The following is a 22684-nucleotide window of genomic DNA, read 5'->3' as shown; positions in this document are numbered from 1 at the left end:
ATGATTTATTCATGGCAAATTGCGACAGAATAAGTCTAAGGCTATAATGGATTGGCAGAGTTCAACCCCTTGGGTTGAGAGGATGTCACTTATCCTTCACTTAAATTCCTTTTTCGCCTGCCGATCGCAAACAGGGGTCAGCGTAAATCGGCTATTGAACTGACACTCGATAACTCTATCTCGCAACTCAATTCAGATGAATAACCAGCAACCAGCAACACTCAAAGCCGACATTTTAATCGTGGACGATACGCCGGATAACCTGCGATTGCTGTCGAATATGCTCGCTTCGCAAGGCTATCAAGTCAGAAAAGCCATTAACGGACAACTGGCGCTGAAAGCCGCGCAAATGGCTCCTCCCGATTTAATTCTCCTGGATATTAACATGCCTGAGATGAATGGGTATGAGGTTTGTCAGCAATTAAAATCTCAGCCAGAAACTTGCGACATTCCGGTCATTTTTCTGAGTGCGCTGAGTGAGGTGGAAGACAAAGTAAAAGCTTTTGAAATAGGCGGTTCTGATTATATCACAAAACCCTTTCAGGTGGCGGAAATTTTTGCGCGGGTCAAAAACCAGCTAGAGTTGCGTTTTTTGCACGATCGCCTGAAACAACAAAGCCAAGAACTACAAGCCCAAAATACGCGCTTGCAATCGGAAGTTCGCGAGCGCACTCGCGCGGAAAGTGAAATCCGGTTTTTACTGTCTACCACTTCCGCGATCGCGGAATCCGCCGATTTTCCCTCTGCATTAAAAATTATTTTGCGCTCCTGCTGCGAAACGATTCAGTGGGATTTTGCAGAAGCTTGGGTGCCCAATGAAGAAGGAACCCATTTAAAATACAGTGGCGCTTGTTATGCGCGCGATGCGAGTTTTACGCCTTTTAAATCTCAAATAACTAAACGCACTTTTGCCCCCAATGAAGGACTTCCCGGACGAGTTTGGGTCTCGAAGCAACCGGAATGGCTGTCAGATTTATCCACTCTAGAAGCCTCGATATTTCATCGCACTGCTATTGCAAATTCCGTGCAATTAAAAACGGGATTTGGCGTTCCGATTACCAAAGATAATAACCTGTTAGCGGTGTTAGTTTTTTTCACTCAAACCCACACTCCGTTCGACGATCGCGTGTTGAAATTAGTATCGGTGGTGGCGACGCAACTGGGCGAACTGATTCAGCGCAAACAAGCGGAAGAATCCCTGCGCCAAAGCGAACAACGATTTCGCGCGATTTTCAAAAATGCGGCGATCGGAATCGCACAAGTGTGGCCAAATGGGGGATTTATTCAGGTCAATCCGGGATTTTGTCAGATTGTCGGCTATTCGGAAAGCGAATTGCTACAGCAAACGTTTATGGATATTACTCACCCGGATGACCTGGAGAACAATTTGGCACCCCGATGCGAAATTGGCGGCGATGATTCGGCGTTTTCTCTCGAAAAGCGATTTATTCATAAAACGGGACGCTGGGTTTGGACGAATGTCACGGTTTCTTTGGTACGGGATGAGGCGGGAGACATCAGCTACGCGATCGCGGCGATCGAAGATATTACCCCTCGCAAACAGGCGGAAGAAGCGCAACACCGCAAACTGCTCAGCGAACGCTTAGTCGGCGGAATGCTCGATCGCATTCGTCGTTCTCTCAATCTTGACGAAGTGCTCTCCACTGCAGTGACAGAAGTGCGCCAATTTTTATCCACCGATCGCACGATTATCTATCAGTTCGACCCCCAAGATTGGAGTGGAAAGGTGGTGATGGAATCGGTAGCACCAGAGTGGATGCCCATTTGGGGAGAGCAAATTCACGACCCCTGTTTTTCGGGCAAATATGTCTCCCTCTATCGCGAAGGGCGTACCCGCGCGATCGGCGACATTCATCACAGCACTTTAAATCAGTGTCACGTGGATTTATTGAGCAAATATCAGGTCAAAGCCAATCTGGTGGTGCCGATTTTGCAAGGGGACAATTTATGGGGATTGCTCATCGCTCATCACTGTCGCGATGTGCGAGAATGGCATGAATTGGAAGTCGAATCCTTGCGCCAGTTGGGGGTGCAATTGGCGATCGCCATCAAACAATCCACCCTCTACGAACAAGTGCAAAACGAATTGCGCGATCGCAAACAAGCTGAAGCCGCATTGCGCCGTTCTGAAACCCGCGAACGCGAAAAAGCAGAGGAATTAGCCCAAACCCTCAAGCAACTCCAAAATACCCAAGCTCAACTGGTTCACAGCGAAAAAATGGCCTCCCTCGGTCAGTTGGTAGCCGGTATCGCTCACGAAATTAACAACCCGGTTAACTTTATTTATGGCAATCTTTCTCCCGCCGCCGATTATATTGCGGACTTACTCGGATTAATCGAACTGTATAATCAGCACTATCCGGAACCTCCTCCGGAAATTGTCTCCGAACTCGATACCATCGAACTGGAATATTTGATGGAAGATTTGCCGAAGTTGTTAAATTCCATGAAAATGGGATCTATACGAATTAAAGAAATCGTCCAGTCCCTTCGCACCTTCTCTCGCTTGGATGAAGCGGAAATGAAGGCGGTGGATTTGCATGAAAATATCGACAGTACCTTAGAAATCTTGTTTCACCGCCTGCAATATAACGCCCATTGTCCCCCGATTCAGGTCATTAAAAATTACGGCAAACTTCCCCAGGTGCAATGTTATCCGGGTCAGCTCAATCAGGTGTTTATGAATCTGCTCAGCAATGCGATCGACGCTCTGGAAGAAAAAGTTTCCGGTGATTCGTCATTCGTCACTGGTCATTTGTCATCGGTAACAACAGGTTCAAACGACCAAGGACAAATGACCAACGACCAAGGACAATTGACCATTGCCATTACCACAGAACTGACCCCAGAAAATCGGGTGAAAATTTCAATTGCCGATAGCGGGGTCGGGATGAAACCAGAAGCGATCGCGAAAATATTTGACCCTTTTTATACCACGAAACCCGTGGGAAAAGGGACGGGATTGGGACTGTCCATTAGCTATCAAATTATCGAAAAACATCAGGGTCAGCTCACTTGCGTTTCCCAAACCACTCAAGGGACGGAATTTACCATCGAAATTCCTTTGCAGCAAGGGTAAAAAGCTTTCGGGACTATTTAGCAATTAATTAGCTTTTTATTATCCCATAAAAAATTTGTTTTGTCAAGGGAGGGAAGAGGTGGGCAATGCCCACCCGACTACTACGACTGCGAGATGGGAATTTCGATGGTAAAGAGGGTACCTTGACCGACTGTAGAGTCGCATTGTAAGGTGCCACCATGTTTGTCTACCACGATTTGATAGCCGATCGAGAGTCCCAAACCGGTGCCTTTCCCTACGGGTTTGGTGGTGAAAAAGGGGTCGAACAAACGCGATTTGACGCTTTCCGTCATTCCCGGCCCATTATCGGAAATCTGAATAGAGACGCGATCGCCGAGCTTCTGGGTGCGAATGTGGATGGTTTTTTGTCCGTAGGTCTTGGTCAATTGTCCGTAGGTCTTGGTCAATTGTCCTTGGTCATTGGTCAATTGTGGTTGGTCATTTGTCTTTTGTCTTTTGTCGTTTGTCAATTGTCCGTAGGTCTTGGTCAATTGTCCTTGGTCGTTTGAATTTGTTACCGATGACAAATGACCAGTGACCGATGACAAATGACCAGTGACCGATGATTCTAACGCATCGATCGCGTTGTTGAGGATATTCATAAACACCTGATTCATTTGCCCTGCATAACATTGGATAAGGGGCAATGAGCCGTATTCTTTCACCACTTGAATTCCGGGGCGATCGGGTTTGGACTTGAGGCGGTTTTGCAAAATCAACAAAGTATTGTCGATTCCTTGATGGAGATCCACCTCTTTCATATCCGCTTCGTCGAGGCGAGAGAAATTTCGCAGAGAGAGGACGATTTGGCGGATGCGTTCGGTGCCCAGTTTAATTGAGGAGATGATTTTCGGCAAGTCTTCCACGAGAAAATCCAGTTCCATCTCTTCGATCGCCTCTGACAATTCCGGATCTGGGTCGGGGCAATGTTCCTGATAAAGTTGAATAATCGTCAGTAAATCTGTGGCATACTCTCCCAAGTAAGTGAGATTGCCGTAAATAAAATTCACCGGATTGTTAATTTCGTGAGCCACCCCCGCCACCATCTGACCGAGACCGGACATTTTTTCGGTTTGGATCAGTTGCGCTTGGGTTTGTTTCAGTTCTTGTAAGGTCTGCTGCAGTTGTTCGGTACGCCGTTGCGCTTGGGTGGCGTTGTCTTGCGCTTGGCTATAGAGTTCCGCTTGGTAGAGGGCGATCGCCAATTGGTCGCGCACGGATTTGAGCAATTCCAATTCCGAGTCGCTCCAGGGGCGGGCTGTGGTATGATGGCCACAGTTGAGGATGCCAATATCGCCAGAAGACATCCGGATCGGTAAGGAGACGAACGCCACATACCCCCAGGATTGATAGACTTCTCGCTCTACCGGATCGGTGACAGCCGCCACATTCTCCTCACAGAGGAGTTCGCGCTCGAGGAAAGAGTCCAACAGGGGATGTTCCTCGACCGGGTGAGAACCGATCGCACTGGGTAACTCGGGCAATTTGGCTTCTTGCACCACATTCCATTGCCGATCCGATGCGCCGATGCGATACCAAGCAAACAAGCAGCGGTCAAGGGCCAACAGATTGTGAATCTCTTGCACCACGGTTTCCAAGATAGTATCCACCTCCAAGGAGTTGCGGATATCCCGCGCCAGACGGTTGATTAGAGCTTCCCGTTCTGCTAATTGGCGGAATTGCGCTTCCGACTCTCGCAGGGCGGCTTCTATCTGCTTGAGTTCGGTAATGTTTTGCGACACGGACATGCCGGCAAAGATTTCACCGTCAGTATTTCTGACCGGCAGGATATGAACTAAATAGATGTTGTCTTGATAGGGCACTTCAAATACCGTAGTTTCCCCCCCTAGGGCGGCGCGATAGGTGGGTTCTATGTTTTCGCACAACTCGGGGGGGAAAAGTTCTGTCAGGGTTTTGCCTTCCATGAGTTCCTTGGACAGACCCAGTTTGGATAATTCGGTGCCGTCGGCTAAAGTATAGCGCAAGTCGGTATCGAAGAGGACGATCGCGCCATTGGGGAAATTGCGAGCTAGGGCGCGATACAGTTCTTCGCTGCGGCGCAAGGCAGCTTCGGCGCGCTTGCGATCGCTGATATCCTGCACGGTACCAAATATCTTTATCGGTTGTCCCTCCGGACCCATCGTCGCCTGTCCTTTGGCGGAAACCTCGGCGATGGAACCGTCGGGGCGCAGGATGCGGTGGTCGATTTCAAAGGCTTTGCCGGTAGCGATCGCCTCTTCGATCGCCGTGGCAACTTTCTCTCGCTCCTCCGGATACACCCGCTGTACCGATTCTGCCAGACTCGGCGGAGTTTCCCTCGGTTCCCATCCAAAAATGCGGAACGTTTCCTCAGACCAACTGCCGGTTTGAGTGGCGACATCCAATTCCCAGGACCCCAGATGGGCGACTTTTTGCGCTTCGGCGAGTTGGGTGGCGCTGCGACGCAGGGCATCTTCAATGGCTTTTTGCTCGGTAATGTCGCGGAAGACAGTAGAAAAACATTCCACTTCCCCGGTTTTCGACTTGTGACTCATAATCACGTGAGAGCCAGGAATTTCTCTCCCGTCGCGGTGTGCTAATCGGCTTTCGCCACTCCAGACTCCTTCCGTTGCAGCCGTCGGTAAAGCAACCGTGGCGAAAAATTCCTCCATCGAGGCGCTATAGAAATCGGAAATATGCACAGTGGTGACATCTATATCTTCTGGAAAGCCAGTCATCTTCAACCCGGCGGGGTTGACGTAGAAAACCTTACCGCTGGCGTCGCAAATTCCTACAAAGTCCGGGGTAGCGTCGATGATAGCGGTGAGTCGGGCTTGGTTTTTTTGCGCTTGGAACAGATCGGTGATGTCGGTGAGGGTGCCATCTAGGCGCAGGGGATGGCCGGTTTCGTCGTAAGTGAGCCAGCAGCGGGAATAGAGGTGGCGCACTTCGCCGTTGCGGCGAATGATGCGATATTCGCTTTCGCTGTTGCCCGTGGCGATCGCTTCTTGGCTGTGGGCCAGGGCGCTGTCGCGATCGGCGGGATGCACTCGGTCGATCCAAAATGTGGGATGGTCAAACAATTCTTGGCGGGAAGATTCGTAGAGGTTCTCGGCGGCGGGGTTTAAATACAGCATCTCGAAGGTGTGGGGATCCACGGACCACACCACGTCTTTTAAGCCGTTTAAAATGCTGTTGAGGCGGGATTCGCTTTCCCGTTTGGCGGCTTCTGCTGCTTTGCGATCGCTGATGTCACGCAGGGTAACGACGGCCCCGAGTTGGGTTCCCTCCGCATCGGCGATCGCTTGCCCGCTGACGAGCAGAGTGCGGGGTTTCCCTTGTTTCGGAACCATCACCATTTCTACGTTTTTGCTGGTTTCTCCCTGCAATGCCCGCGCTAGGGGAATTCGCTCCACCGGCATCGGCGTTTTACCATCGGCTTCGTAGATCTCGTAATATTCGGGCCACTCATACAGGGGAATGCTCTTTTCGGGCAACCCGCAATACTCTTGGGTGGCGCGGTTGGCGCGGGTTAATTTTCCGTCGGGGTCGCAGGCGATAATCCCGTCGGTGAGATTGTCGAGTAAAACGTTTAAAAATTCCCGTTCTTTGTGCAGGGCGCTTTCCGCTGCGGACCGGGTGGCGATTTCGCGTTCGCATTCTGCAATGGTACGGTGCAGTTGGGCGGTCCGTTCTTCCATGCGGGTTTCCAGTTCTTGGTTGGCCCGTTTCAGGGCGTCTTCCATTTGGAAGCGATCGCTGATATCTTGCCAGCATCCCACCATCTCTATGGGTTTACCTTCGGCGTCGCGAATTAATCGGAGTTTATCGTGCATCCAGCAATAGCTTCCATCTTTGAGGCGAAACCGATATTCGTGGGCGTGATGTCCTTTTTCAAATAAGACGCTCAAGCCGGCAAAAATGCGCGCTTTGTCCTCGGGATGAATCCGCGAACTCCAAAAGGTGGGGTCGCTGATAAAATCCTCCGGTTCGTACCCCATCAGGGTTTTGACGTTCTCGCTAATAAAGGTAGCCCCAAAATCTCCCTCGGGTTTACAGCTATAAATCACTAGGGGACTGGTGGACAATAGGCGCTCTAACCCTTCTCGCGTTTTCTCCTCCTCGCTTTTTTCTTCCACTGGGCGCACCACGGCGTAAATTAACTGCCGGTTTGCATCGGGCGTCGCTCTCCATTGCAGCCGTTTGTAAGTGCTATCTTGGCAACGATAGCGATTTTCAAAGGTTCTCGGTTGCGCCTCGGTGGCCAGTTTTTCTAGTTCCCCCCGGGTGGCGTCCCGATCCTCGGGATGAACTGCTTCGATAAGCTTCATCGATCGCAGTTTTTCTGGGTTGTCGCCGAGGGTGTTTTCCCACCGGGGGTTTAGGTCTTTGAAATAACCGTCAAATCCGACAATGCAAAGCATGTCTAGTGACCGGTTAAAAAAATGAGCGCGATCGCTCATTTGGGTGCGTTTTTTTTGGCCTTTTTTTGCCATGAGTTGTGGCCTGTGCATATCAGCTCGCTAAATTAATTTTTTGTGGAAAAAATAGTAAGCATCCCCTTCTTGTCGCCACTTTTCGAGCGACCCCTAATCGGTATTGTTTTGGCCATCCATTCGGCTGCGACGCAAAAATCACCTCTTGCATCTGCTTCTAGTAGCCTCTCCTACATCCCCAGCCCTTTTTCGGCCTATTCCTAGGCTACCACATTTTTTCACTTAACCACTACCATGCTCCACTTTTTTAACTTTTCTTTACTTCCAGCGCCTCTTTTCCGTTCCCTCTATTCATTTCATTTCTTCCTCCTACAGTTCATTTTTTGTCTACCGTATTTTTACCTATATCGCCAATCTTTTAGCTTTGATTAATTCCAGTAATTTACTGGAATTTTGAGTCAATATACCCTCGCAATCGCCGATAATTTTAGCCAGATAACCTGCTGCATTGATTCTTCGGATCGGTCCAAAAAACGCCGCCGATTCTGTGGCTGCGGCGTCAGAGAAAACCGGGAAACTCTCTATAAACTGGCTTCATTCTCGGCGGTTTCCCCCGATTAGTAACTCGTTCCCAGGCGTAACTCGTTCCCAGGCTCCTGCCTGGGAACGTCCCTCCCGAGGCTCCGCCTCCCCCCCCAATAAATGCGATCGTAAAGGTTTGCACCCTTGCGTATTTAGAAACTGGCATTATTCTCGGCGGTTTCCCCCGATTAATTCACTATCTACAAAAGTCTTAATCGTGTAATTCGCTTCTAGGGTCATTTTCTCCCGGGGCGGAACTGCCACTTGCCAGCAATATCCGCCTTTAATCGGTTGGTTGCGTTCTTGCTGGGAATAGGGTTCCCACGGGGGAGACACCCGGTCGATTTGCAGGTCTACTTTGGCATTTTCGTCGGGAATCGGGACCCGTTCTCGCGCTTCTATTTTAGCCTCTCGGGGCAAATTATTCGCGATTTCAATGGCGATTTTATGGCGCAATTCATTAAACGCCACCAAGGTTTCGCCCGATCGCATTTCCCGATAAACGGTGTTGCGCGCCACTTTAATTCCCTGTTCCACGCCTAATCCCAATTCCATCTGTCCGCGCGGCGCTACGGTGGCGATCGTGGTGGATAAAATATACTCCCCATTCACATAAACATCCGTCGGTCCGGCGAGTAAAGGGGCATCTAAGGGATTGCGAAGTTGGGCGATGCGAAATACATTGGTATCTTCGCGCGGAACCACCACATATTGCAAGTCGATGTCGGTGCTGTTCTCGCTTAAAGCGACGGAGTGAAATTGTCCATCTGCGGGCACGTCAATTCTTCCTTGTGCTGCATAGGCATAATCGAATGAACCGGCAGCCGTTCGCAGGTTCACCCCACCGGGGGGTAAGCGAAGATTCAAGCAGCGTTTCGCTTGGGAAATGGCGCTTTCCACCACGGCAGAAACGTTAAAATCCAGGGTAATGTTTGCTGCTTGAAGCTGTTCTAGATAAATGTCTTTTTGCGGGGCGATCGCCAATTTTCCTCGGGTTTGGCGATCGCTGGGGTCTCCCAGGCGCATCAACCCATAGGCTAATTCTACCGTGTCGCGGGTTTCGCGATCGCGCAGGGCCTTGGCGGGGGCGGCGGGTTGACTTTTCATCCCTCGTCCCGCCAGTTTTTTATGGGAGGCGGGTGGTCTTCCTGCTGTCGGCACTACAGGTGCCATTGCAAGCGATCGGTCTATTTGCTCTTCTTGCTCTGATTCGAATAGTTCTTCAAAGTCTTCTAAATCTTCAAACTCCATCTCCTCCACCAGCGCTTCCAACTCTATGTCCCCCAGTTCAAGTTCCACCTCATCCTCCTGGGTGGATGTTTCCAGGGGCGCGGGGGGATGCAGTTGGGGTAATGTGGGTAATGAGGGAAGCGATCGTCCGGCTTGCGCCGGGGGTTTTTGGCGATCGTAATCTTCAAATAAGGTCTCTGCGCCCGCCGGGGGTTTGCGCCAGGCCCTTGTTGCCAGTGGGGGTTGCGATCGGCCAATTTTCAATACATTTAATTGGGGTAACTCGCACCAACTTATTGGTTGCGCCGTAGACAGTTCCAATCGCACGCCCTTCCAGTCTTCCCCCGATCGCTGACAAATAAATGCCCGCACCCCAATCTGCGCCCGATTGCTGGCACTATCCAACCGACAGACATAACTGGGAGTCCATCGCGCCCCGGGGACGAAATATTCCAGAATTAACGATTGCCCCGGTAAAGACCTTTGTTCTCCCTGGGCACTCACGGTGACGATCGCGCTTTTGCGAAGTTCGTGGGGTTTGGCTTTGCGCGCGTTAGAGGCGGCGTGTTGTTTTGCCTGCAATTCGCGCAATCGTTCTTTCGCCTGTGCCAGTTGTGCCGCCACTTCTCGCTTTTCCCCCAAGCGCGCGCGCACCTGGAAGTCGGTAAAGGTGGCTAAACTCAACCGCGCCGCCAGGGGAGAGGGTGGCGGCGCTTGTCCCAATTCCACCAGGGGGCGATCGGGCACGTCTAATTGATAAAATGCCTGGATTTCTTTGTCGATTAATCCGCTTAAATCTTCTAGGCGCAGCACATCATAGCGCGCTGCGGCAATCTCGTCCTCTTGCTCAAACGGCGCAGTTTCCTCCCGGGGAGGTACGGTTAACGCGATGCGTACATCTGTGGCCACAGCCACCTCGCCGCTTTCTCCCGCAACCCGCACCCGGATGCTGGCGTCGTCCAGGGCGAGGGGCAGTCCCGCAATCTCGACGCGCTGCGCCTGTCCCTCCAGGTGGGGCAAGGGGGCAATTCGCGTCACTGTGGCTCCCGCCGCATACAGTTTCACGGCGTCGATTTTAGAACTCACTTGTGTGATGGACATCAGCTTTCCACCGATTTAATGGTTCATCTATTTTATAGCGAAATCCACAGAAATGCGCGATCGCCCCTGCCCCGGTTTCCTAACTCCTCTAACTCGTTGCACCTGCTGGTCACGCCTCCCCCGAGAGTGATATACTCACAGAGCCGTGCTCTCCCATGTTAAGTGTCAATGCTGAACTCTCGATAAAGCTTCATGTTCCGACTGGCCATGATTTGTTTGAATAAATCCGTGGGCAAAGCTTGTTCCACCGGCCACACCCCCGGGCGATCGAGCTTGCGATCGAGCATCATTTCGGCAATACTGCCAGTGCCGATGCCGGTTGCCACTGCCGCACTTTCATGTAGCGTACTGGAACAAAAGGTAGCGGGCTTACCCTCTTTCATCCCACTGACTGCAGCGCGCACGGCGACCCCAGTGCCGCTAAAATTATCGGTAATTGAGGTCATAAAATAGCTAACTTGAGATAAAAATTCCACCACAGCGGGGTTTTTAATCCAACTTGAGGGCCACAAGTGAGCCACCATCCAGGTTAAATGGTTGTAAAAGTCTGGGGCAGTGCCGAATTTGGTCATCGCGGTTTGCACCGGAAAGGATTCGGGCAAGGTGAAGGCTTCTGGCATGTCAAACCAGTAAACGCCTATTTTACCATAAGGTGGCGGAAATTCCACGGTTTCGCGATCGCTGTAGGGATTCACCACTTGCCATTTTCCGTCTTTCCAAACCTCAAACGGCTGTTGCAACCCTAAAAAGGTGGTTCGCATCACCGTGACTCCCGCACCACCAGACCCGCCCACAACATAACTTAAATGGATTTTGTCGGCGCGGTCTAGCTGTTCGACCCCTTGGCGGACTAAACTATTAGAAATCCCCGGAAAAATGCCGGTGTTGACAATGGCGGTGACGCCTGCAGCTTGCGCCGCTTCTTTTAACGCCAGTACCCGTTTGGTAAACCCTCGATTGTCGCTGACGTCGGTATAGTTGACCCCGAGTTCGATGCAGGTTTGCAACACCCGCCCATCCCGGTGATGAAACGGTCCGGCGGTATGAACCACTAAATCGCGATCGGCGATCGCCTCGCGCAGTCCCGTCTCATCCGCCAGATCCAGCGCCCGATACCCCACGCGCTGACCCATTTCGTCGCTGACACGACGATCTGGATTCTCCTCCCGTCCGGTAATCGTAATCTCCGCATCCGGGCAATAAGCGGCAATATCGCGGGCAACTTCGGTGCCGATTCGTCCCCGCCCCCCAATAATTAACACAGTCTTGGTCATGGTTTTACTCTCAAATGGCAACACTGTCGAGTTCAGCATGTTTCCGGTCTGAGGAACATCTACACAAAGGGTGAATTCTGGCTCTATTCCCCCTTCGTTTGCCCCCCACGCCCATTTTATGCGCTCAGGAAATCCGGGGCGCAACCCCAGGGGTAAAGTACGCCCGGATGGCTTGATTTTGGGCGGATCGACTCAGGAGACAGGGAAATGGGCTATCGCCGGAAATTTTTTTTCGCGGTTTGACTCAAATTGCCGAGAGTTGTGATAGGATATCAATTATCAAATCAAGATCGGTTCCAACGGGGGTCAGCCGTTGGAGGAAACGGGGAAAGTCCGGTGTGAATCCGGCGCTGTCCCGCAACTGTGATGAGACGCTTCGGAGTCTCTTAGTCAGGATGCCCGCCGATCGCGAACAGTCGTATTTTTCATCTGCGAGGTACGGATGATGGTTCATGCAGTATTTTTCCGAGCGAGATTGGAGAGCGATGGCGCTCTCGCCTTAGATATAGGACTCAATCGAATAGCAAGCTCCTCCGAGCGAGCGGGAAATCACGGCACAACGCGGGACTAACGCGCACTCGTCGGGAATGGAAAGGGCGATCGCCATCTCGGTTGGCGGTTGCGGATGCAATGAAGTATCCCCATCTGGCTACGTCATGTAGCCGATCGGGTCAATCCGCGCGGCTGAAAACGCCCGCCAGCGGGAGAGGGCTGAACCGAAGCGCCCTCCGGTGGGGTTGCCCTTGAATGGGCAACCGAGCGCGCGATCGGCATCCATTCCGCCAGCAGATTGGCCATTTAACCTCCCCATAGGGCTGCATCGGGCAGCCGATGGGCTAACTTTGTGCTGCTTCAAACTCATCGAACCCGACCTCACGCACGCAGTTGATTTTGGCAACCTTAAATTAGGACATGGCAACCACGATGACGATACAAACCGAAACCCTAGGCTATCCTCGGATGGGTAAAAAACGGGAAGTGAAAAAGGCACTGGAAGCCTTTTGGGGTGGCAAATCCGATGAAGCCACCTTGCGGCAAATCGTGCGAGATGTAGAAACCGCCAACTGGAAAACCCAGTTGGCGGCGGGCATCGATCGCATCGCTGTCGGCGACATGAGTTTCTACGATTTAATGCTCGATTGGAGCGTGCGTTTGGGCATCATTCCCGATCGCTTCCGCAACTTATCCGGAATAGAGCGCTACTTTGCGATGACACGGGGCAAAGATGGGATTCCGGCGTTGGAGATGACCAAATGGTTCGATACCAACTATCACTATCTCGTCCCAGAAATCGACGGAACCCTGCAACCCCCAGACTTCAGCGACTTTATCGCCACCGTCAAACGCGCGCAAACCGTACTGGGCGATCGGGTCGTCCCGGTGGTCATCGGACCGCTGACCCTGCTGCGCCTGAGTCGATTAGACCTCAGTCTCGAACAAGCGGTAGAGCAACTAACCCCGCGCTACGTGACCTTGCTCGAAGACCTAAAAAACTTAGGCGTCGTTGAAGTCCAAATCCACGAACCCGCACTGGTTTTAGGCGATGCCGACCAATTCCAACCCCTGTATGAGTCAACAATTGCGGCTTTTGCCAAGGTGGGATTGCCCATTCACCTCGTCACCTACTTTGACGACTTAGGCGATACCTATCCTTGGGCGATCCAACTGCCAGTGTCCGCCATCAGTCTCGACTTCACCCGGGGGAACAACCTGGAGTTACTGAAAACTCACGGGTTTCCCGCCGAGAAACGCTTGGGCGTGGGAATGGTCGATGGGCGCAACATCTGGAAAGTGCGACCGGAGGCCACTTTTTCTACCTTAAAAGCGATTCAAGGCATCACTTCTAATATCAGCTTGCACCCTTCCGCCTCCCTGCAATTTGTTCCCTACGATGCCACCCTGGAAACTCAACTGCCAGATCCCCTGCGAAACGTTCTCAGCTTTGCCGAACAAAAGCTAGGGGAAGTGGTGTTCCTGGGTCAGTTCCTGGCGGGAGAAGACACGGCGGCACAACAATCCGACCTCGAGTCGTGCTGGCAGGCATTTGCCACTTTTAATCCCGGGAATCCGGCGGTGCAAGAGGAGCTGCAGAAGCTGACCGCGAAGGATTTTGAGCGATCGCAGTCCTATTCCTTGCGAGTGTCCCAACAGGTGAAGTTGCCCCCCCTGCCCACCACCACCATTGGTTCTTTCCCGCAAACCAAAGAGGTGCGGCAACTGCGGGTGAAATATAAGCGCGGCGAGTTGACCGAAGCCGAATATCAAGCCGCGATCGATGCCCACATTGCCGAATGCATCAAAACTCAATTAGACATTGGGCTAGATGTGCTGGTACATGGGGAATTTGAGCGCACCGACATGGTAGAATATTTCGGTCAGCAGCTTGAGGGCTTTGCCTTCACCGTACATGGCTGGGTGCAGAGCTACGGTAGCCGTTGCGTGCGTCCGCCCATCATCTACGGAGATGTGTCTCGCCCCCACCCGATGACCCTGCGCGAATACCAGGTGGCGCAAGCTCTCACCGAAAAGCCGGTGAAGGGAATGCTCACCGGACCGGTGACGACTATCAACTGGTCTTTTCCTCGGGCGGATATTTCCCGCCGCGACCAGGCATTTCAGATCGCTCTGGCATTGCGCCAAGAAGTGGCCGATTTACAAGCAGCAGGCGCTCGGATTATTCAGGTGGACGAACCGGCATTGCGCGAAGGATTGCCCCTGAAAACCAAACGCTGGAGCGAGTATCTGACTTGGGCTGTGGACGCTTTCCGGCTGTCAACGGCGATCGCGCAACCCCAAACCCAGATTCACACTCATATGTGCTACTCCGAGTTTGGCGACATTATCCGTGACATCGAAAATCTGGATGCGGACGTGATTTCTATTGAAAACAGCCGCAGCAATAACCGTACTCTGAAAGAGGTCACGGAAGCAGGCTATTCCCATCAAATTGGTAACGGGGTGTATGACATTCACTCCCCGGTGGTTCCCACTACCGACCAGTTGATGCAGCAGTTGAAATCGGGCATCGCCAATCTCCCCACGGCGCAAATCTGGGTGAATCCCGATTGTGGGCTGAAAACTCGCCGCTGGGAAGAAGTGGTTCCCTCCCTGAAACACATGGTTCAAGCCGCACAATTGCTGCGTCAAGAACTGGAGTCGAACTCGAAATAACCGCGATCGCGAATCGAGACTCTCCGGCGTCGCTGTCGCTAAAGTGAGGAATCGAGGGCCATTGCAACCATGACGATTCAGTAACGTCCTCAGGTCAACAATCCGGTTGTCTCCCCCTTTCTCTACTGAATCGCGACTCTCGGATGTTTCTGGCTTGTAGAGACGCCATAAATGGGCGTCTCTACAAGCCACCTATCAAAAAGGCTGGTAACGCATCTAGTTGAATGGGGTAGTAAAATTTCGAGGTAGAGACACGATAAATCGGCGTCTCTACAAGAGTAGTAACTGCTGACACCATTCAGCTAGATGTAATTGGAGAAGGGCGATCGCGGGTCGCCATTCCCGATATGTGCCGTTAATTCTTTATTGTGGATCGGCTTATGTTAAATGTTGAATTCTGAATGAGCCATGTCAAAGCATAAGTTAAACTGGCAACAAGAGTTTATTGCCACCAATTTAGGGGCGATCGCATACAATGCTTGGGCCGGCTATCTCACCGGACATCGCGGTGTGGTCATCTGTAGCACGAATAATCCTACCATTGGGATAACCGGTGAAACCTTTCACGCCTATTTTGTGGCCCGCCCTCGTCTGGCTCCTTTCCTGAATGCGTGGCTGGCTGCCCCAGATACCGTGATTCTCCAGCATCACTTTATGAATGCCCATATTCTACAAGCCGTGGATAGCTATAATCCCGATACGGAAGTAGTGTTTTTACTGGAATCGGGCAATGATGTCACTTTCTTCTACCTGAAAAACCTACCCCTGACCCCACCTGTATGTTACGATCGTATCTGCACAGAATGGGAAGAATTCCCACCGCCATCCATCCCTTTGAAAAAAGAGCAACTCAGGAAACCCTGACTTCACACTCCACCCCACCAGTTGAGAACTCTCCCGGAGTGTCGATCGACAAGGGGAAGCCCATTCCTCCGGTTTTGACCACATTGGCTCGGCGAACCAAGGCAATGATTCACAAGGCGATCGACATGTTCGGAAACGATCGCTAGTTCCACTGGGGTTGTGCCCGGTCAATCCGCTCGAAAACGCACCTCACGAAGTTGCGGAGGTGCGTTTTGGCGGCTTTATCCGCTTCGCCTGCTGCGGGGTGAGTGCGATCGGGGGGACACAGATCTGCATCGAACAAGGCTGGTTCCCAACCCGATTGGGAATCGAGCATCAGTAGGTGGGCAGAATTCACGGTTCAGAGCGAAGTCGTTATTCCCTCAAGCGGGGGAATCCCCTTTTTCTACTCTAACGTTAGAGATGCTCCGCACCCCCTCGAATTATTATTGTAGAGACGCGATAAATCGCGTCTCTGACAGGGAGTCAAGTCCAATTGGAAACTATACATAAATACTGATGGCTTCATTCAGGCTGGGGATAATCCACCGTTGAGCAGTCTAAAGAAAATCTAAAATTTTTCAAAACCGATTGCCATAGGTCTCCGTTTGGCTCTAAAATAATTGATAGTAATTTTCATTAAGGCAAAGGAAGTAAATCGGATGGATCGTCAGTACGAACAGGGAGACCACTGGATTTCAGGCGGCAAAAAGCTTGCCATGCAAAGGTTTGGGTACTTTGGTGATTTGGGGACTTACGAGCGCTACGAGTATGAAGACCGGAGCTTAGCTAAAAAAATTAGCATTAACGAGAATGAGGATCGGGAAGAGGGTACCTTTTCCTTAGCAACGGCAAAAGTGGGCGTAAGCGTTCGGATTGTTTCGTTAAACTGCGGTTCGGCGAACACCAGGCTGATGGGGATGGGATTGATGCCGGGAGTCGAACTACAAGTAGTGAGGAACGGGGGAAGCGGTTCGGCGATCGTGGCACTTCAGGAGCGCCGTTTGGGCTTGGAGGCAAAAATGGCGCAACAAATCCAAGTGACTCGAGCGGATTCTCCCATCGAGACCAGCATAGAAACGATAAAAAGGAAATTGACAGCGATGAAAGAAACCACGGGAAACGGTACGGTCAAACTGCGCGACGCAGCGATTGGTTCGACGTTAAAGGCGATCGCCTACGCAGAAGGGGTCGGCAACTACAAACGTAAATTGCTAGCAATGGGACTCACCCCGGGGACAGAATTTGTAGTCAAGCGTCATGCCCCCTTAGGCGATCCCATCGAGATTGAGGTTCGGGGGTTTCGTCTGAGTTTACGCAAAGCTGAAGCCGAAGCCTTAATTATAGAACCTGTAGAGGAAGTGAAATGAGAAGCGATCGCACCGATTGGATTGCGCGGGAACCCGAAGAATGGCAAAACCACATGATTCAATGCCCGAAGGGAGGTTTCTCCGCACGTTGGCAACTCGCCCGGTGTGACCGTTGGCTGAAGCCGAAGCCTCGATTGTAGAACCAACATCAAAAATCAAACGATGGAACATAAAACAATTGGATTGGTTGGCAACCCGAACTGCGGAAAAACCACAGTATTCAATGCCTTAACCGGCGCTTCTCAGCACGTGGGGAACTGGCCTGGTGTGACCGTCGAACGGAAAGAAGGGAGCTATCGCTATCAAGGCAAAAACATTAACGTCACGCACCGCATTACCGTAGTCGATTTACCCGGCGTGTATTCCATCGATGCCGGAAACACGACCACCGGACTCGACGAATTGGTAGCACGAGACTATCTGCTTTCCGGGGAAGCGGATTTAATCGTCAATATTATAGATGCCTCCAACATGGAGCGCAATCTCTACCTGACGACCCAGATTTTAGAAATGGGCGTACCGATCGTCATCGCTTTCAACATGATGGATCTGGCACAGAAGCGAGAAATTCACATCGATCTCGAAACCCTCTCCGAACGATTGGACTGCCCAGTGGTGCCGATCTGCGCTCACACGGAATGGGGAATGACTCACTTATGCGATACGATCGCCTGGATGCTGGCGCAACCCACCATTCCCCAAAGCTATGTTGCCTATCCGCCGATTATCGAGTCAGCCTTAGCCGAGTTGATTCCGGCCCTGGAAGTCCAACCCGTGAAGTCGGCCAACGTTCGCTGGTTTGCCCTCAACTTATTGCAGTATGACGATCGCCACCTTCCCGAATTAGGCGCGGATCTATTGCGATGCATTGCCAAAAATCGTCATTGCATTCACCAAACCTTGGGAGAAGATACCGATTTGCTGATTGCTGACAGTCGGTATAGCTGGATTCAGAATATCATCGACGGGGTGATACAGCGAACCCATGTAGTCAAACAAACCGTTTCCGATCGCATCGATCGCGCGGTTCTGAATCGCTGGCTGGGTATTCCCATCTTTCTGTTTGTCATGTACCTGATGTTTTTGGTCTCGATTAATCTCGGGGGTGCATTTATCGATTTCTTCGATATCGGCGTCGGCACGATTGTCGTGGGAGGAACGGCGCATCTGTTGCAGCTTCTTCAGGTTCCCGGTTGGCTGATTGGTTTGCTCGCTGATGGCGTGGGCGGGGGAATTCAAACCACGGCAACCTTTATCCCCCAAATTGGCTTGTTGTTTATCTTCTTGGCACTTCTGGAAGACTCCGGCTATATGGCGCGGGCAGCGTTTGTCATGGATCGGTTAATGCGCTATATGGGATTACCCGGTAAATCCTTCGTACCGATGATGGTGGGATTTGGTTGCAATATTCCGGGCATTATGGCCACCCGGACTCTGGAAAATCGACGCGATCGCCTAATGACCATCCTGATGAATCCGTTTATGTCCTGTGGGGCGCGTCTGCCCGTGTACGCCCTTTTCTGTGCCGCCTTCTTTCCCACCAACGGCCAAAATATCGTGTTCGTGCTCTATATTCTGGGTATTCTCGCTGCCATCTTTACCGGATTGGTGATGAAAAATACCCTGTTTCGGGGAGAGGCAGCCCCCTTTGTCATGGAGTTACCGCCCTATCACATTCCCACGCTTAAAGGGGTCTTGATTCGCGCGTGGGAGCGGCTGAAAGCCTTTATCACCAGAGCCGGCAAAATGATTGTTATCGTGGTCGTGATTCTGGGATTGATTAACTCCGTCGGCGTAGATGGCTCTTTTGGCAAGCACGACAGTCAAGACTCTATTTTAAGTGCGTTTAGTCGCACCGTGACTCCCGTCTTCACGCCAATGGGCATTCAACAGGAAAACTGGCCGGCAACCGTGGGTTTGTTTACCGGCGTTTTTGCCAAAGAGGTGATGGTGGGCACGATGGATTCCCTCTATACAGAACTTGCCGAACAGGAAGCCGGATTCAGCGAGGAACCCCCGGAACCATTCGATTTCTGGGGCGGTATTGGCGAAGCTTTTGCCAGCATTCCGGCAAACCTGGCCGATTTGACCCATCAAGCACTCGACCCGCTTGGCGTAAGTATTTTGAACGATACGGCAGACCCACAAGCTGCCGCACAAACCCAAGAAGTCCATTACACCACCTTTGGACAAATGGCGATGCGGTTTGGCTCTCCGTCGGCGGCGATCGCTTTCCTGTTATTCGTCCTCCTATACTTCCCTTGTGTCTCGGCGACGGCTGCAGTGTATCGCGAAACCAATCTCGGCTGGACGATTTTTGTGGCAGCTTGGACCACGGGACTCGCCTATTGGGTGGCGGTGTTCTACTACCAGTTTATGAACCTCAACGAACGTCCGGTTAGCGCGATCGCCTGGTTGGTCTCCCTGTCACTGGTGATGTTCGCGACCTTGGCGGGACTGAAACGATTTAGCCTCCGCCATCGGATCGACTCAACCCGCAGGAAAACTGCAAAGGCGTTGCAACAGTAAATGGAGGGAAATGTCAATGATTTTGCAAGAGTTGCAACACTATCTGCGCGGACGCCGCGCTACGACCCTCGCCGAACTCGCCGCACACTTTCACATCGCTCCCGATGCTCTGCGCGGAATGCTCGATCGACTCATCTGCAAAGGACGAATTCGCAAGCGAGAGAGCAAAAAATGTGGTGGCTGTCATAGCTGCGCCCCAGAAACCTTGGAGCTTTACGAGTGGATCGACCCCTACCTCTCCTAAAACCCTTTTTCTGCGATCGTGACCTCCCGAAGCTCCCCCCGTGACTCCCAATCTCCGGCGGGAGTACGAATAGCCCCCCAATTCATCGGCGGTTGGGGGGCACCACTTTTGGATCGTTACGAGATTCTCTCCTACTGTATGTGTCCGTCTAAATTAAAATCCGATAAAACCCTACTGCGTTACAATATCTTGTACAATTGTAATATTTATCACCACCAACAATTATCGGACTAGATTTGGATGAATTTGTTTTTTCTTGCTCTTGCACTCTTGTTGGGATTGGTGGCGATCGCGATTCTCCTGTATCTGCTCACCGCCCGCCGCTATCAATCCGCTGACACGGTGGCCAATTCTTACGACGAATGGACCGAAGACGGCATTTTGGAGTATTACTGGGGCGAACATATCCACCTCGGTCATTATGGCTCACCCCCGCAACCCAAGGACTTTCTCACCGCCAAAGCGGATTTCGTGCGCGAAATGGTGCGCTGGGGCGGTTTAGACCAATTACCCCCCGGAACCACGGTTTTAGATGTGGGTTGCGGCATTGGCGGTAGCAGTCGCATTTTAGCACGGGAGTATGGATTCTCCGTTACCGGGATTACCATCAGTCCCCAACAAGTCCAACGCGCCACCGAGTTGACCCCCCCAGACCTGGATGCGAAATTTCTCGTGGATGATGCGATGGCTATGTCTTTCCCCGATGCCAGTTTTGATGTAGTCTGGTCGATTGAGGCCGGCCCCCACATGCCCGATAAAGCCGTTTTTGCCAAAGAATTGCTCCGGGTTGTCAAACCGGGCGGGATTCTGGTCGTGGCAGACTGGAACCAACGCGACGATCGCGAAAAACCGCTCAATTTCTGGGAACGTCCGGTAATGCGCCAACTCCTGGATCAGTGGTCTCATCCCGCATTTGCCAGTATTGAGGGTTTCTCGGAACTCCTGGAAGATACCGGTTTGACTGAAGGGAAAGTCATCACCGCCGATTGGACCGCACAAACCCTTCCCTCTTGGTTGGATTCGATTTGGCAAGGTGTTGTGCGACCAAAAGGATTGATAAAATTCGGCCTCGCCGGTTTCGTGAAGTCCTTGCGAGAAGTGCCCACACTTCTGCTGATGCGCTTCGCTTTCGGTGTGGGCCTGTGTCGCTTCGGTATGTTTCGCGCCGTGCGTGCTGATTCTACCGCAAATTTAAGCGATCGCCCGGAAGCTGTTGCCACTGAATCTTCCTAACTCACGCCAATCGCAGGGTTTATCCCTGCAGGCGATCGCCTGCAGGGATAAACCACAATTCACTCCTATTTTACTGGTGTTCTCAGAGGACTGGCAACTATGACAAATACCCTGAATACCCCCGACGCGGTGCCATCTCAACTCATGTCCTTCGAGGAGTTTTTTGACTACGATGATGGCACCGAAAATCGCTACGAACTAGAGGATGGGAGATTGCGATTGATGCCCACTGAAAGCGAGATAAATCGCCGGATTGCATCGTTTTTGTTTGCCTATTTTCTCCAGTTGGGAATTCCCTTTTATCGCTTAAGTATGGCGACAGAAGTGGCGGTGAGTGGAACGCGATCGACCGTGCGCCTCCCCGATTTTCTGGTTCTCAGCGAGGAATTGGCGCAAGCGTTAGATGGAGCAACTCGTTCGATTGTCATCCTGGATATGCCTCCCCCACAGTTGGTGGTGGAAGTGGTTAGTCCCGGCGAGAAAAATGCACAGCGAGATTATCGTTACAAGCGCTCCCAATACCAAGCGCGGGGAATTGCCGAATATTGGATTGTTGACCCGATGCAGCAGAAAATTACAGTGTTGAATCTGGTGGCGGGACTGTATGAGGAGGCAGTATTTTCGGGGAATGAGGTCATCTCTTCGCCGCTTTTATCAGAAGTGGGCCAACCGTCACCGTTGACGGCGGTGCAGGTGTTACAGGCGGGTACAAGTGGCTGAATTCTCATCCTTTCCATACATTGCACAAATTGCTTTACCGAGCTGCCTCGGCCTGCGATTTGGCGGCCTTGCCTGCAAGACCTCACCTTTATCTTAGCACATAAGACGCCGCGCGCACCGCTTGCCTTAACTTTTTTTTCCGAAGAATTGGCCCAGGCAAAAACCCGCCATAGTGGAGCCATGCACCCACCTGACCCCAGTCTTCTGTGGCGGCGTCATAATTGAGTCTGGGGAAAGCCAGAACGGGTGTGATAGACTAGAATACACCACGCTTCCAGGATCGAGGGGGTTAAAGTGAGTCAATCTGCTTCAACGCAACCGAAATGGCCGTTCAAAGCCGCTTGTCCGGGAAAATTTCCGGCGATTCTCATGTACGATCCCCGGGATCCGTTCAATGTAGGCGCTGCGGTTCGCGCCGCTTCCTGTTTTGGAGTGTCCCAAGTTTGGATAACGGGCCAGCGTTGCGCTAAGTCCATCTGGGCGCAAAATCGGATCCCGCGCGAAGAGATGAAGGGTTTTGCGGATGTGGATATTATCCTGGAGGCCCGCCCCTTAGATTATTTCGAAAACGCCGTTCCCGTGGCGGTGGAATTGTTACCGGCTTGTGAGAACCTATTGGTATTCGAACATCCGGAAAATGCCATCTATCTGTTTGGACCGGAAGATGGAAGCGTCCCGCAAAGCGTTCGTCACATTTATCATCGGCGGGTGTTTATCCCCACGCGACATTGTACCAATCTGGAAGCGGCTATTTATTTATTGCTTTACGATCGCCTCGTCATATCATGTCCGGTCGATTGACCATAAAACCGGGCGATTGAAATCGCGGCTACACAGGCAAAGTCCACCTTCGTGGACTTATTCTTTTTACG

General features: G+C 51.8%; 13 protein-coding genes and 1 riboswitch. Of the genes, 9 read left to right on the top strand and 4 right to left on the bottom strand.

The annotated features are described in order from the left end of the window. Window positions 1-196 precede the first annotated feature (196 nt). Window positions 197-3100, top strand: coding sequence for a GAF domain-containing protein (locus tag LKK83_RS10420; RefSeq protein WP_324631030.1), 2904 nt, complete (start codon window positions 197-199; stop codon window positions 3098-3100). A 101-nt stretch (window positions 3101-3201) separates the two neighbouring features. On the opposite strand, the gene LKK83_RS10415 is transcribed toward LKK83_RS10420, so the two are convergent. The 3 genes from LKK83_RS10415 to LKK83_RS10405 all read right to left on the bottom strand — a co-directional run bounded on the left by LKK83_RS10415 (window position 3202) and on the right by LKK83_RS10405 (window position 11702). Beyond that, entirely contained in the window at window positions 3202-7575 is a 4374-nt protein-coding gene (locus LKK83_RS10415; protein ID WP_324631029.1) for a PAS domain-containing protein, read from the bottom strand. Window positions 7576-8262: 687 nt separating this feature from the next. After that, window positions 8263-10428 (bottom strand): DUF4139 domain-containing protein, encoded by a 2166-nt coding sequence (locus LKK83_RS10410; protein WP_324631028.1) that lies wholly within the window; start codon window positions 10426-10428, stop codon window positions 8263-8265. 158 nt (window positions 10429-10586) lie between these two features. Continuing rightward, window positions 10587-11702, bottom strand: a complete 1116-nt coding sequence (locus LKK83_RS10405; protein WP_324631027.1) for a saccharopine dehydrogenase family protein — start codon at window positions 11700-11702, stop codon at window positions 10587-10589. Window positions 11703-11976: 274 nt separating this feature from the next. After that, window positions 11977-12123: riboswitch (cobalamin riboswitch) on the top strand. A 503-nt stretch (window positions 12124-12626) separates the two neighbouring features. Between LKK83_RS10405 and metE the strand changes: the two genes are divergently transcribed. Both metE and LKK83_RS10395 read left to right on the top strand, forming a co-directional pair. Beyond that, complete coding sequence (gene metE, locus LKK83_RS10400; protein ID WP_324631026.1) at window positions 12627-14873, top strand: 5-methyltetrahydropteroyltriglutamate--homocysteine S-methyltransferase; 2247 nt, start codon at window positions 12627-12629, stop codon at window positions 14871-14873. A gap of 408 nt (window positions 14874-15281) precedes the next feature. Next, window positions 15282-15737 carry a hypothetical protein gene (locus LKK83_RS10395; protein WP_324631025.1) on the top strand — a complete coding sequence of 152 codons (456 nt, stop codon included), beginning with the start codon at window positions 15282-15284 and terminating at the stop codon, window positions 15735-15737. A gap of 142 nt (window positions 15738-15879) precedes the next feature. Here the strand turns inward: LKK83_RS10395 and LKK83_RS10390 are convergent, their stop codons facing one another. Next, a complete protein-coding gene (locus tag LKK83_RS10390) occupies window positions 15880-16074 on the bottom strand; it encodes a hypothetical protein (protein ID WP_324631024.1) in 195 nt (64 codons plus the stop codon). 304 nt (window positions 16075-16378) lie between these two features. Between LKK83_RS10390 and LKK83_RS10385 the strand changes: the two genes are divergently transcribed. The 6 genes from LKK83_RS10385 to LKK83_RS10360 all read left to right on the top strand — a co-directional run bounded on the left by LKK83_RS10385 (window position 16379) and on the right by LKK83_RS10360 (window position 22613). Further along, window positions 16379-17086, top strand: coding sequence for a FeoA family protein (locus LKK83_RS10385; protein ID WP_324631023.1), 708 nt, complete (start codon window positions 16379-16381; stop codon window positions 17084-17086). A 162-nt stretch (window positions 17087-17248) separates the two neighbouring features. Further along, window positions 17249-19615 carry a Fe(2+) transporter permease subunit FeoB gene (gene feoB, locus LKK83_RS10380; protein WP_324631022.1) on the top strand — a complete coding sequence of 789 codons (2367 nt, stop codon included), beginning with the start codon at window positions 17249-17251 and terminating at the stop codon, window positions 19613-19615. Window positions 19616-19625: 10 nt separating this feature from the next. After that, complete coding sequence (locus LKK83_RS10375; protein ID WP_324631021.1) at window positions 19626-19859, top strand: FeoC-like transcriptional regulator; 234 nt, start codon at window positions 19626-19628, stop codon at window positions 19857-19859. Window positions 19860-20099: 240 nt separating this feature from the next. After that, the gene (locus LKK83_RS10370; RefSeq protein WP_324631020.1) at window positions 20100-21092 is read left to right on the top strand and encodes a methyltransferase domain-containing protein; all 993 of its coding nucleotides are present in this window, start codon (window positions 20100-20102) and stop codon (window positions 21090-21092) included. Window positions 21093-21191: 99 nt separating this feature from the next. Next, the gene (locus LKK83_RS10365) at window positions 21192-21812 is read left to right on the top strand and encodes a Uma2 family endonuclease (protein WP_324631019.1); all 621 of its coding nucleotides are present in this window, start codon (window positions 21192-21194) and stop codon (window positions 21810-21812) included. Window positions 21813-22106: 294 nt separating this feature from the next. Continuing rightward, a complete protein-coding gene (locus LKK83_RS10360) occupies window positions 22107-22613 on the top strand; it encodes a TrmH family RNA methyltransferase (protein ID WP_324631018.1) in 507 nt (168 codons plus the stop codon). Window positions 22614-22684 lie beyond the last annotated feature (71 nt).

This window comes from Phormidium sp. CCY1219 (genome assembly GCF_035615515.1).
In the GTDB taxonomy this organism is placed as follows: domain Bacteria; phylum Cyanobacteriota; class Cyanobacteriia; order Cyanobacteriales; family Laspinemataceae; genus CCY1219.
Note: the sequence above shows the minus strand (reverse complement) of the source record. Positions and strands in the feature narration are given on the sequence as shown.

Bases quoted from the DNA above. Each gene is read 5' to 3' on its own strand.
- LKK83_RS10420 (WP_324631030.1), top strand. From the start codon at position 197: ATGAATAACCAGCAACCAGCAACACTCAAAGCCGACATTTTAATCGTG.
- metE (WP_324631026.1), top strand. From the start codon at position 12,627: ATGACGATACAAACCGAAACCCTAGGCTATCCTCGGATGGGTAAAAAA.
- LKK83_RS10365 (WP_324631019.1), top strand. From the start codon at position 21,192: ATGACAAATACCCTGAATACCCCCGACGCGGTGCCATCTCAACTCATG.
- LKK83_RS10410 (WP_324631028.1), bottom strand. From the start codon at position 10,428: ATGTCCATCACACAAGTGAGTTCTAAAATCGACGCCGTGAAACTGTAT.
- feoB (WP_324631022.1), top strand. From the start codon at position 17,249: ATGGAACATAAAACAATTGGATTGGTTGGCAACCCGAACTGCGGAAAA.
- LKK83_RS10385 (WP_324631023.1), top strand. From the start codon at position 16,379: ATGGATCGTCAGTACGAACAGGGAGACCACTGGATTTCAGGCGGCAAA.
- LKK83_RS10375 (WP_324631021.1), top strand. From the start codon at position 19,626: ATGTCAATGATTTTGCAAGAGTTGCAACACTATCTGCGCGGACGCCGC.
- LKK83_RS10370 (WP_324631020.1), top strand. From the start codon at position 20,100: ATGAATTTGTTTTTTCTTGCTCTTGCACTCTTGTTGGGATTGGTGGCG.
- LKK83_RS10405 (WP_324631027.1), bottom strand. From the start codon at position 11,702: ATGACCAAGACTGTGTTAATTATTGGGGGGCGGGGACGAATCGGCACC.
- LKK83_RS10395 (WP_324631025.1), top strand. From the start codon at position 15,282: ATGTCAAAGCATAAGTTAAACTGGCAACAAGAGTTTATTGCCACCAAT.
- LKK83_RS10415 (WP_324631029.1), bottom strand. From the start codon at position 7,575: ATGGCAAAAAAAGGCCAAAAAAAACGCACCCAAATGAGCGATCGCGCT.